14 protein-coding genes are annotated in these 11,939 nt (G+C 52.5%); 4 read left to right on the forward strand and 10 right to left on the reverse strand.

Going from position 1 to position 11,939, the window contains the following annotated elements:
• Position 1 precedes the first annotated feature (1 nt).
• The gene (locus tag R3F64_RS19160) at positions 2–655 is read left to right on the forward strand and encodes a HupE/UreJ family protein (protein WP_332613207.1); all 654 of its coding nucleotides are present in this window, start codon (positions 2–4) and stop codon (positions 653–655) included.
• A 16-nt stretch (positions 656–671) separates the two neighbouring features.
• Positions 672–1,427 carry a hypothetical protein gene (locus R3F64_RS19165; RefSeq protein WP_085920382.1) on the forward strand — a complete coding sequence of 252 codons (756 nt, stop codon included), beginning with the start codon at positions 672–674 and terminating at the stop codon, positions 1,425–1,427.
• Positions 1,428–1,494: 67 nt separating this feature from the next.
• On the opposite strand, the gene R3F64_RS19170 is transcribed toward R3F64_RS19165, so the two are convergent.
• From R3F64_RS19170 to R3F64_RS19210, 9 genes are all read right to left on the reverse strand, one after another.
• Positions 1,495–1,953: an ATPase gene (locus R3F64_RS19170; RefSeq protein ID WP_085920383.1), complete on the reverse strand. Its 459-nt coding sequence runs from the start codon at positions 1,951–1,953 to the stop codon at positions 1,495–1,497.
• 25 nt (positions 1,954–1,978) lie between these two features.
• Positions 1,979–3,316, reverse strand: coding sequence for an APC family permease (locus tag R3F64_RS19175; protein ID WP_332613210.1), 1,338 nt, complete (start codon positions 3,314–3,316; stop codon positions 1,979–1,981).
• Between the two features lie 164 nt (positions 3,317–3,480).
• On the reverse strand, positions 3,481–4,197 hold the full coding sequence (locus R3F64_RS19180) for a MauE/DoxX family redox-associated membrane protein (protein ID WP_442908844.1): 717 nt from the start codon (positions 4,195–4,197) through the stop codon (positions 3,481–3,483).
• 236 nt (positions 4,198–4,433) lie between these two features.
• Positions 4,434–4,850 (reverse strand): hypothetical protein, encoded by a 417-nt coding sequence (locus R3F64_RS19185; protein ID WP_253026795.1) that lies wholly within the window; start codon positions 4,848–4,850, stop codon positions 4,434–4,436.
• Positions 4,851–4,982: 132 nt separating this feature from the next.
• Complete coding sequence (locus R3F64_RS19190) at positions 4,983–5,753, reverse strand: copper resistance protein B (protein WP_199283577.1); 771 nt, start codon at positions 5,751–5,753, stop codon at positions 4,983–4,985.
• Between the two features lie 9 nt (positions 5,754–5,762).
• Positions 5,763–7,595, reverse strand: coding sequence for a copper resistance system multicopper oxidase (locus tag R3F64_RS19195; protein ID WP_253026793.1), 1,833 nt, complete (start codon positions 7,593–7,595; stop codon positions 5,763–5,765).
• 69 nt (positions 7,596–7,664) lie between these two features.
• Complete coding sequence (locus R3F64_RS19200; protein WP_085920389.1) at positions 7,665–8,999, reverse strand: ATP-binding protein; 1,335 nt, start codon at positions 8,997–8,999, stop codon at positions 7,665–7,667.
• Positions 8,986–9,651, reverse strand: a complete 666-nt coding sequence (locus R3F64_RS19205) for a response regulator transcription factor (protein WP_332613215.1) — start codon at positions 9,649–9,651, stop codon at positions 8,986–8,988. Before R3F64_RS19205 ends, R3F64_RS19200 begins: the two co-directional genes overlap by 14 nt.
• Before the next feature lie 15 nt (positions 9,652–9,666).
• Positions 9,667–10,164 (reverse strand): cupredoxin domain-containing protein, encoded by a 498-nt coding sequence (locus R3F64_RS19210; RefSeq protein WP_309780924.1) that lies wholly within the window; start codon positions 10,162–10,164, stop codon positions 9,667–9,669.
• A 203-nt stretch (positions 10,165–10,367) separates the two neighbouring features.
• On the opposite strand from R3F64_RS19210, the gene R3F64_RS19215 reads away from it, so the two are divergent.
• The gene (locus R3F64_RS19215; protein WP_309780925.1) at positions 10,368–10,502 is read left to right on the forward strand and encodes a hypothetical protein; all 135 of its coding nucleotides are present in this window, start codon (positions 10,368–10,370) and stop codon (positions 10,500–10,502) included.
• 26 nt (positions 10,503–10,528) lie between these two features.
• On the forward strand, positions 10,529–10,924 hold the full coding sequence (locus tag R3F64_RS19220) for a DUF411 domain-containing protein (RefSeq protein WP_309780927.1): 396 nt from the start codon (positions 10,529–10,531) through the stop codon (positions 10,922–10,924).
• A gap of 97 nt (positions 10,925–11,021) precedes the next feature.
• Here R3F64_RS19220 and R3F64_RS19225 read toward each other — a convergent pair whose 3' ends face one another.
• Complete coding sequence (locus tag R3F64_RS19225; protein WP_332613221.1) at positions 11,022–11,537, reverse strand: cytochrome b; 516 nt, start codon at positions 11,535–11,537, stop codon at positions 11,022–11,024.
• Between the last annotated feature and the right edge of the window lie 402 nt (positions 11,538–11,939).

The following is an 11,939-nucleotide window of genomic DNA, read 5'->3' on the forward strand; positions in this document are numbered from 1 at the left end:
GTTGGTGCTGTTGAGCACCAGTGGGGATGTCCTGGCCCATGCGGTCGCCGAAGGCGACAAGGGATATATTCAGGAGATATACGGCGTTCACCTGATATCGTTTATGTATCTCGGTGCCAAACACATGGTGACGGGCTACGACCATCTGCTGTTTCTGCTAGGGGTAGTGTTTTTCCTCTACCGCATGCAGCACATTGCCATTTACGTCAGCCTGTTTGCCATTGGTCACTCCACCACCATGCTGCTGGGGGTGTACTTCGATATTGGCATTAACAGCTACCTTATTGACGCCATTATTGGGCTCTCAGTGGTGTACAAAGCGCTGGATAACCTGGGTGCCTATCAGCGTTGGTTTGGTTTTCAACCCAACACCAAAGTGGCGACGCTGGTATTTGGGTTTTTCCACGGTTTTGGGCTTTCGACCAAAATCATCGAGTACGAGATCGCCTCCAACGGCCTTCTACCTAACCTGTTGGCCTTCAACGTTGGAGTGGAAATCGGCCAGTTGCTGGCCCTGAGCGCCATCCTGATCGTCATGGGATTCTGGCGACGCACGGATGGCTTTCTGCGCCACGCTTACACCGCCAACGTGGCGATGATGAGTGCTGGTTTCCTATTGGTGGGCTATCAATTAACCGGCCTGATGGTTTCCTAAATCTCGGAGTTTTTATATGTATAACACTGATATGCCAAGCCGCGCTGAACTGCCCTCTACGGCCAAGTTGCTGCGCTCTACCATGCTCGCCGCTGTGATCGCGGGCGTTTTATTGGTTACCGTTGTGTTGCCTTCGGAATACGCGATTGACCCCATCGGGGCCGGCCGTCTGTTGGGATTGACCCAAATGGGCGAAATCAAGAACCAACTTGCGGAGGAAGCCGAGCTTGACCAAGCCAACGCCAACTCGGCACAAGGCCCCGAGCAAACCAACCAGCCCGCTGAAATACGCATTGTCGAAGAGGTAAATGAAAGCCCTGAACCGGCTGAGGAACAGGTGGCATCGGCACCTTCCGCTGATGAGACGTCGCACGAGGCTCAGCTCGAAGCGAGTGATGATGTGGCCAATGTCACTTCTGATACGACACTCACCGAAGGCGAGATATCGTCTGAGCCAGCGTGGCGTGAAGAAGTAAGCTTCTCGCTTGCTCCCGGAGAGGGCACCGAGTACAAGTTGACGATGGATGAAGGCTCTATTGCGACCTTTGCTTGGTCATCTGAAGGCGGGCCAGTCAATTTTGACACCCACGGTGATGGCGGTGGTAATTCCATCAGCTACGAAAAAGGACGTGGCGTTCCTGAGGATGAGGGGGAATTGGAAGCTGCCTTTACGGGGAACCATGGCTGGTTCTTCCGTAACCGAAATGAACAGGAGGTAACCGTTAAGCTGCGTATTAAAGGTGATTATGGCGAGCTTAAACGTATGATGTAAGCCGTTAATAACCAATGCCCCACTGTGCAGCTAGGCAGTGGGGCATTTTTTTAGATGTACTATTCTATTAGATATCGTGCATTCTTTCAGTTTGCCGAGATAGACGCATAGCCTCGTGCTCCTCTAAATCGAGAAGTGTTTCCAGCAGTTCCTTGGCTTCTCGGATTTCGGCTCTGCCGATCAGGCTGCGATATAAACTGATGGCTTGATCATGGAAATCCAGTACTTCTTTGCAGATAGCATCAGCTCCTAGCGTGGAATAGGGCGCATCGCAGGTTCGGTGGCTGCGAATAGGCTGATGAGAGAGATAATCGTAGACATAGGTATGAAGCACGTTAACGCTTGCGGTCCCTTCAAAGCTAGCAATTACACGCTGCATCTCTGCCTCATGAAGAGACAGATAGTTAAGCAGCATTTGCGCGCGTTCTTCCTCGTGCTGATTCGCGCAGTGAGCCAAACACTCGGCAAGATGGGCATGTAATTGACGTGTCCAATCGATTAGATCGCCAAACGTTTTAATCTCCATTCATTTGCTCCTTGTGCCGTTGTGATTAGTGAGAGTGCGTGTGGTGGCTATCGGTTGAGCTGTTGCTGTTAGCAAGAAATAGCCACTCGCCGATCAGCAGCGCGGCCATCACTGTAACGGCAACGATAAGTACCAGTGGGTCGGCAATAGCTTTTACCCAAACAAAACCACCCAGTACAAGGACATCTAACAGGATGGCAATGGTCGGAATAATCGCGTTAGCGCCCACGCTTTTCCTGAGATGGCGCAAAACTCCCCAATGGATGGCGATATCCATGATCAGGTAAAAAATAATGCCGAGCGCCGCGATTCGGCTAAGGTCAAAGAAGGCGGTAAGCATCAAGCCGAGCACGATCGTGTAGACCAACGTATGTTTTTGCAGGCTACCGGGCATGTGGAAATGGCGATGCGGTACAAGTTTCATTTCTGTAAGCATGGCGAGCATACGAGAAACGGCAAAGACGCTGGCAATAATCCCGCCTGCAGTGGCCAGCATGGCGAGGATGACGGTAAAGCCAACCGCGGCTTCACCCAGCGCGGGGCGGGCGGCAGCCGCCAGGGAGTAATCTTGAGTTTCGATAATCTCGGATAGCGATAGGTTACTGGCAACGGCAAAGCCTACAAGCGCATATATCACCACGCACAGCGCGATGGAGATCATGATGGCCTTGCCCAGGTTGCGCTTTGGATTTTTCAGCTCCGAACCGCTATTGGTAATGGTCGTGAAACCTTTGAAAGCCAAAATACCCAACGCCGTCGCGCCCAAGAAACCTGAGAGAGTGGGGGGGGGCGCATCCCCACCAGTCCCCATGTCGATAGAATCGGCAATAAAAACACCGACAACACCAAACACGATGATGCCACCAATTTTTATGAAACCCAGCACTGAGGCGACTGTCTCGATCAACTTATTGGCAGATAAATTGATCAAAAAAGCCGCTAGCAATAAGCCCACACCGAGTAGTGGGACAAACAGAGTGCGGTCGCCTAGGTCAAATAGCTCCAGAGTGTAAGAACCGAACGTTCTCGCCAAAAAGCTCTGCGCAATGACCATGGAAAAATACATCAATAGCGCATGGAAAGCGGTAGGGAGCGTTGAGCCATACGCTTTTTGCAGATACATGCCAATACCCCCGGCGGATGGGTAGGTATTGGACATTTTGACGTAAGAGTAAGCGCTAAAAGAAACAATTATTGCGGCGGCTAAAAAAGCTAGAGGAAATAGAGGGCCGGTCATTTCTGCCATCTGTCCAGTTAAGGCAAAAATACCCGCCCCGATCATGACCCCTGTGCCTAGCGCTACGGCACCGATGAGAGAGAGACTTCCTTCTTCGTACTTTGGCGTTCTATCCTGGTCAGCCATACAAACACTCCTAAGAATGAAGCCCAAAGCGTTCAGGTTCTTCGCCTTAAGCAAGCGTCGGATAAGTGCTAAGCAAGTCTGGTTGAATTAGCTGAACACAACCTGAATATAAGCCAGTCAATTATCTGACCCAGAGCATGCTTTGGCGTAATAAAGAGGCGGGCTTAACCTACCAGCATACGTAATGGCATCCACAGCCCCATGGCGATCATTACCAGATTCTCGGTTAACGATACAAAGCCCAGCGGCACATTGCTGTTACCGCCGACGCAAGCACACTTAAGCTCACGCTTGTCGATATAGACGGCTTTAAAGACGGAGATTGCCCCCACCGTGCCAACAAATAGCGCCAGTGGCGCTGCCAGCCACACCAATGTTCCGGCCAGCATTAAAATGCCTGCAACTGTCTCGGCATAGGGGTAAAGATAGCTATAGGGGACATAGCGCTGGGCCAATAGGTCGTAATTCAAAAACATACTACTGAAACTTTCGACATCCTGTAGCTTCTGCAGGCCGAGCAGCACCATCGCCGTGGCCACGGCATACTCCGGCATGCGCGCAGTAAACAGCGTGCCCTGAGTAGCCCAGCTAATCGCCAAGCCAATCAGCAGCGCAGTAGCAAAAATAGCAATTACTGGCCTATAAGTGGTTTTTTTTGCATTAGGAACGCTCATTCCCAGATGTTTGCGTAGCTCTTCGTACCCACCTATGCGTTGATCACCGATATACACTTGGGGCGTCGTATCGACGTTTTCCTGTTCTTTGAAAGCATCGATTTCATCACGAGACGTTAAGGTATGGTCGTCAACCTTAAAGCCCTTGCGCTTGAGAAGATCAACTGTCTTCAAACCGAACGGGCACATATGCTCGGCGGTTTTCATCCGGTAAACCCGTGCAGAGGCAGTGGGTGTTGATATTGGCATTGATTTTCCTTCGCTAAGAACATGGTATTTAAAAAAATCATAGAACCTTTGTGCAGCACTCAGGCAAGTATAGCTACTCCTTTATTTTGATAATTCTAGCTATGGTTAAAATTTTTTTTCAGCGAGAGAAATATATGTTAAATAAAAAGGGCCATCATAAAGAATGGCCCATATCTTAAGTTAGTGACTACATATTAATAGTCAACATGTAATTCATAGCGATTATTGTCACTTTCTTTAGTGCCTCCTAGTGCATTGCCTGTCACTTCAAGTTGATAATTGCCTGGCTGCAGTTGGCGGACCAGTTCAAAATGACCACGTGGGCTGGATGCTTCTGCTACCTGCTGTCCTGCTGCATTATAAAGCACAGCAGAGATACGGTTGCCAGCGCTGGTTGCGCCTGGGAAGTGCTCGCTTGCTACCTTCAGCGTAGTCGCTTCTTGAATGTTAATACTGAAACGTTTTGATTGGCCTTGGGCAAGCAATTGTGTAGAAGAGACGCCTCTTTCAAGTAGAGGTAGATCCTGGTTGTTTGTCCCATAGTTAGCCAATGCAGGTGTTGAAAGGATGCTGGCTACAAGCGACCCAAAGATAATTGATTTAACTTTCATGGTGATTACTCCTCTGGTTGATGACATGGTTATATTAGATGGCTTTTTTGAAATGAAGCTGAATTTAAAAATAAAAAATAAAAAAAACGCCACCACTGGGTGACGTTAAAAAATATCTATGTTCAGAGTTCGCTAAAACATCAGTTTAACACCGGCAACCACCCCAGTATCTTCCGTATTGTCGCCACTGGCCCGTGAAAGGTCGGCTGTATCGCCATACTCTTTCTCCCAATAAGCACCAATGTAGGGGGCGAAACGACGAGTCACTTCATAGCCTAGTCGCAGGCCAGCGCGCACCGAGTTAAGCCCTTCACCCACGCCAAATTCTTCAACTTCGCTGGCGGCTACGGCAATTTCGGTGCGCGGCTGTAGGTAGAGTCGCTGTGTTAGGCGCAGATCGTATTCGCCTTCAAAACTGGCGGCGACATCACCATCTTCACTCACTTGCATGGCAACATCGGTTTCGATGCCATAAGGTATCACTCCCTGTAGGCCCAACACCCCATAAGTACGTTCGGCGTGATCATCGGAGAAGACACCGCCTTGGTAACCAATCCCCCCCTGTAACTCCCAAAAATCAGCCACTAAGCGACTATAGAGGAGTTCTAGGGACTCAAACTCAGCATCTTCGCCGTCACCCTGAACGTTTTCGCCTTCCGATTTAAGGTAAACGCGGTTAATGTCACCGCCATACCAGCCTTGAAAGTCCCATACCACGGCGTCTTGACCTTTGTCGGGAACGGTGTATTCAAGCCGGTCAAACAGTGCCATGCCCATATTATGTTCCTTAGTGGGCGCGGGCCAACTGTCTGGTGCCGCATAGCCGTCTTCGGCTTGGGAGCTCGTTGCGACGGTCATGCCAAGGGCGGCACTGGCGAGGGTTACGTAGCGCTTAATTTTCATACTGTCTCCTTAAGAAACCTGAACAACGCGGAACATGCCAGCATCCATGTGGTAGAGGAGGTGGCAGTGGAACGCCCAACTGCCCTCGGCGTCCGCAGTGATCAGCGCAGACACGCGCTCGCCGGGCTTCACATTTAGGGTGTGTTTGCGCGGTATCAATTCACCCTGGCCGTTTTCCAGCTCCATCCACATGCCGTGGAGGTGGATAGGATGTTCCATCATGGTGTCGTTGATCAGGATCAGGCGCAGGCGTTCGTCTTTTTCGAAGTGAATGGGGCCGGAGACCTCGCTGAACTTCTGGCCGTCGAACGACCACATGTAGCGCTCCATGTTGCCGGTAAGGTGCAATTCAAGCTCACGGCCGGGTTCGCGACGGTCGGGCCAGGGAGTGAAAGATTTCAGATCGCGATAAACCAGCACACGGCGCTCGTTGGGATCAATACCAATACCCGCTTGGCCGTAGCGGGAGCCTGGCTGTACTTCACCAGCCGCCAGCATGCCGTTTTCGCGTGTTTTGCGCTGCTCGCTGGCCATACCTCCCATGCCCGAATGGTCCATGCCTTCCATGCTGGAATGATCCATCCCACCCATGTTTGACATGCTCGAGTGATCCATTTCCTCCATATTAGCGTTATCCATCCCCTGCATATTCGACATGCCGGAATGATCCATGCCGCCCATCCCCCCCATGCCGTGAGCGCCCATGGCTTCCATGCCGCGGTCGGCAATCTGACGGCGAGTGGGGATCTCCGCCTGCATGCCTTCGCGCGGCGCCAGCGTGGCGCGGGCGTAGCCGCTGCGGTCCATCGACTCAGCGAAGATGGTGTAGGCCTGATCATCTTCGGGTGCGACCACCACATCGTAGGTTTCGGCAACGCCGATGCGGAACTCATCGACGGGAACGGGCTGCACCGGCTGGCCGTCGGCGGCCACCACGGTCATCTTGAGGCCAGGGATGCGCACATCGAAGTAGGACATTGCCGAGCCGTTAATCACCCGTAAGCGCACACGCTCGCCTGGCTTGAACAGCGCGTTCCAGTTTTCCTCGGGAGAATGGCCGTTGAGCAGGTAGGTGTAGGTGCTGCCGGTTACGTCGGCGATATCCCGCGAGCTCATGCGCATCTTGGCCCACATGCTGCGCATTTCGGCCGTTTGGGCGAAGCCATTTTGGCGTACGTCGGCGAAGAAGTCGGCAATCGTGCGTTCCTGAAAGTTGTAATAACCTTCCATGGTTTTGAGATTGCGAAACACCGACATGGGCTCTTCAAAGGTCCAGTCGGTCAGCAACAGCACGTGCTCGCGGTCGTAGCGAAAGGGTTCACGCTCGGCGGCGTCGATAATTAACGGCCCGGCATGACCAAGCTGTTCCTGAAGGCCGGAATGGCTGTGGTACCAATAAGTGCCGTTCTGACGGACAGGAAAACGATAAGTAAAGGTTTCGCCTGGCTCAATACCGGCAAAACTGACGCCCGGTACACCGTCCATGCCCGGCGGTAGAATCAAGCCATGCCAGTGGATTGAGGTGGGTTCGTCGAGCAGGTTGGTGACTCGTAATACAGCGTCCTGACCTTCCTTAAGGCGGATCAGCGGGCCGGGACTGGTACCGTTGAGGCTAATCGGGCGAGCCTCTTTTCCATTAATCGGGATGGATTCGCGGCGGATAGCCAGCGACACATTAGGCCCCTCTTCCACGCCCTTTGAATAGACATTTGTGCGTCCCCAAGGGTTAGCCCAGGCGGGGCTTAAGCCCATCGCTGCGGCGGAACCCAATCCAAGTGCCGCGCTGCCTTTCAACACCTGGCGGCGTGAAAGTGGGTGGGTGATGATGTCCGAACACGTCATGTAAAACTCCCATCGCTGATGAATGACATCATCTTGGGGGAGAAAGCTGAATCAACGCTGAAAAAGCAGTTAAGCGGAGGTGACGCCTGTCATTGGCAATGTGGTGATGACCCGAAGGCCACCCAACGGGCTGTGCTCAAACTGGCAGCGACCGTGATAACGCGCCACCAGCTGTGAGAGAATAGCTAGTCCCAGGCCATAGCCAGGGTGGTGCTCATCCAGTCGGGTGCCACGCTCGCCGAGGCGCACCATATCGCTTTCGGCAACGCCGGGGCCGTCATCGTCAATCGTTAAAGTCAGTGCGTCTGATGAGGTGCTAATGTGGCAGCGAATCTCGCTGGTGGCCCATTTGCCAGCGTTATCCAGCACGATGCCCAGTATTTCGGCGTAATCGTGGGCATCGATCGGCACTTGGTCGCGCGCGTCAATCGCCTGCGTCAGCTCGAACAACTGTTCAGAGTAGAGGCTACGAAACATCTCCATCAGACGTTGACTGTCACGGGTCAGGTGGGTCATGCGACCCGCATGAGGACCTGCGATGCGTGCACGGCGCAGCTCAGCATCCAGCTGGGCGTTGATGTCCTCGATGCGCATCAGCAATTTCCGGCGGCGGTTTTCATCAATCGGTCGGTTGCCGCTTAGTACTTGGGTAACGGCGGCCAACGGGGTTTTCAGCGCGTGGGAAAGGTTAGCGACCGACTCACGTGAGCGTTTAAGGCGCAGGTCAATGTCGTCCATAAAGCGGTTAAGCTGGGCAACAAGCGCGTCGAGTTCGTCGGGCGCTTTTAGCGAGAGGCGCTGGCGGTCGCCCGCTTGCAATGCTTCCAATTGATAACGCAGTTGCCAAAGCGGCCTTAATCCGCGATTGACGGCCAGCATATTGAGCGTGACCAGCACCGCGAGCATGCCCGCAGCGATGCCGCCCACCCACCAGTGCAAAGTAGCTAGGCCTGCTTCGACTTGGGAAAAATCCTCACCAATCAGCAACACGCCGTTGGCGCCTTGCCATTCGAAATGCTGGCGATACACCAATAAGTGTCGCTCGCCGCGCGTTACCTCGATCAGTGCATCCCCTTTTCCGTTAAGTAGTGGGGCAAGTTGTCGTTGCCAGACTGGGTCTGAGGCGCTGATCTCTCCGTTGAGGCGCAGCACGTAAAGGTGATGAAAGACCTGGTAGGCTTCGCTTGTCGAGGCTAGCGATGTGGGAACCGCCAGGCGGTCTTGTTCGAGCTGTGCGACCGCGTGGTCGGCTTCACGCTTGAGGCGCTCGCCCAGAAAGTCCTTGGCAAGATTTTGCAGGAATACGCCGTGCAGTAGCCAGGTCAGGCCGACTACCAGCAGCGCGACACCGCCCAGCCAGGCGAGCAGGCGAAACTGTAAGCTGCGTTTATTAACGTGAAACAAAAACGTATCCCTGGCCGCGGCGCGTCTGGATGATTGGCTTGCCAAGATACCGGCGCAGGCGAGCCACGTATACCTCAACCAGATTGGGTGCGGGGGCGTCTTGCTCCAACGCGTAAAGCTGTTCCAGCAAGCGCTCCTTGGAGTGAATGCGGTCCGGGTGGTGCATCAGGTAGCGCAGCAGCCGAAACTCGGTGGCAGTCAGCGAACGCCATGGGGTGTCTTCACGGCAAACGCGCTGACCGGCTTCGTCCAGAGACACCCCGTTCAGTGTGATGACTTGGGATAACTGGCCAGACTGCCTACGCAGCAGGGCCTTTAGGCGAGCCATCAGCTCGGCTTCGTGGAAGGGTTTGGTCAGGTAATCATCGGCGCCAGTTTCCAAGCCAACCACCTTGTCTTCCCAGGTGTCGCGCGCGGTGAGTATCAAAATAGGAGTGGCACGTTTCTGCTTACGCCAATGGGCTAGCAGCTCAAGCCCCGAGCCATCGGGCAGCCCAATATCGAGAATGGCAAGCGCGTATTCTTCGGTGGCCATGAACGACGTGGCCGCCTTAATAGTGGGGGCCACGTCGACCAGGTAACCGTTGTCTTTTAGACTCTCTGCCAAGCTTTCGGCCAGCAAGTCATCGTCTTCTAATAGCAACAGTTTCATTGGTAAAAGGTCTGCTTAGAAAGAAAAATTACCGTACATGCCGGATTCATAGTGGCCGGGGATGTTGCAGGCGTACTCTAACTCGTCAGCATTATCGGGAACTCGCCATAGTAGAGATTCGGTTTCACCGGCGGCAATAGTAACGGCTGCCATGCTACTACCATCAGACATATCGTGACCTTCGCCTTCTGACATGTTGGACATATCATGGCCTTCGCCACCTGCCATTTCTTGCATCATTTTACGATGTGCTTCTTGGGCTTCCTTGCTGCCGATCACGAACTCATGCTCAATACTGCCAGTGTTGGTAATTTCAAATTTCACGATCTCTCCGGCGGCCATTTCCAGCTCATCAGGGTCGAACCACATATCGCCTGCGTCGATGCTAATCGTGCGCTCAGCATCAGCATCGCTAAGGTCGCTTTCGCCGCCGCCGTGTCCAGGTCCCGCCCAGGCAGCGCCGGCAAGTATACTCAGTGAAAGAGCTAATAAGCTGGATGTAAGATGGGTCATGCGCATAGTCATTTGCCTCCAAGGTGAGTGTGACTCGTTCTTTATACGTCGCCAACCTTAAACGAGCCTGAACTCGCCCAGAAAAAAATGATCTGTAGCAAACTTTCTTTTTCCGCAGGGTGGCATGGCTTGACCCAGGGGTAACCCCATAGGTCGTAAGCTTTCAGTGGTTTTAAACATCACGCTATTGTCAGGAGGCCACCATGATGAACGCAGACTGTTTTGCAGTAATGGCCTCAATGGGCTGGTTAGCCTGGTTAATGCCCTTCATGCTTCTGTTACTCGTAGGATTGAGCATTGTCTCACTCATCAAATACCTGTTCAGCCGCGCCAATTAGTTCTTTCATTAATAGAGGATACGCTTATGAACCTAAAAACCACTTCACTATTGGTGTCAGGCTCGCTATTGCTGGGAGCAACAGCCGCCCAGGCAGGACTGCCTGATGAAGCAACGATGTACAAAAACCCTCAATGCGGCTGCTGCAATGAATACGCTCGCCACCTGGAAGAGCAGGGCGTAGATGTCACCAATGTGGACGATGCTGAGCTTGGCGAGATCAAGCAGCGGGCCGGGGTACCACACGGACTGGGTTCATGTCATACCATTGGTATTGGCGAGTACTGGATTGAGGGCCACGTACCGATGGAAGCCATCACCAAGCTATTTGAAGACCAGCCTGACAGGCATTGGCTTGGCCGGTATGCCGATTGGTACGCCGGGCATGCCTGGGCCACAGCAGGAGCCCTACGAGGTTTATAGCTTTACCGATCAGGAAGATGAGCCATTCATGACACTTGAGTCTTAATGACGCGAGCAGGCGGTACCTGCTCGCGGCCTAATAGCACAACATCATGGATTAACTCTTTGCATGCCCTACCATGCGGTACAACGTGCCATCGCGATGAACCCAGTGGTGGAATAAAGCCATGAACACATGTCCTGCAATGAGTACGGTCAGCAAATAAGCAATGGGGCCATGTATTGCTTGCGAGGTTTCTGCAAAGGGTGTGCCAATTCCCTTGGAAACCAAATGATCAAATAACCGAATTCCAAAACCTTGTAGTAAACCACTCACTGGGGCCGCAACCAATAAGGCATAAATAGATAGATGGCCTATCAGCACCGCCTTACCTTGATGCGGAGGGCGATTGCGTATTTGAAAAAGCAGCCAAACAATTCGCAGCCCAACAAGCGCTAAAATCATAAAGCCCACAGTGGCATGCCAAGGCTGAAATAATTGGCTGAATGCATTACCCGGCTGCCAGTTGTTCATATAAGCACTAGCGAGCTGTAATGTCACCAGCAGCGCGGTTATCCAATGTAGCAGGCGGCTAACCGAGCCGTAATATTTCTGTGAGTCGTTAATAGCCATCCAAATTAACCCCGCTGATACTTGCGTTGGAGATGACAACACCCAAGGGACGGCGGTAGGTAAGGGATTGGGCGATGGAAAGACGATACCGCCAAGCTGTTAACAACATACATTTTGTATTTCATACAATTTCCTAATCTGAAGATGCAGGAAACCATATGTCATAAACCTGAACAGAACCTTAAAAGAACTATCAAATGAGGTTAATTTTTTATCCCAGTCTCCCCGGTGCCTTGCCGATAATTTTCAGCAATTGATGCGATCCTCAGCGCGTAATATTGGTCGTCAATATAAAAAGGCAAATTCACCACTTATAAGATTTTATGGTTCTTCGTCACTTCATGTGGATTTGGCCTGATCGAACAGGCGGCCCACCGGGCTGCCAATCAGGTAGATCATGGC

This window comes from Halomonas sp. 5021, assembly GCF_036663435.1.
GTDB classification, from domain to species: Bacteria; Pseudomonadota; Gammaproteobacteria; order Pseudomonadales; family Halomonadaceae; genus Vreelandella; species Vreelandella janggokensis.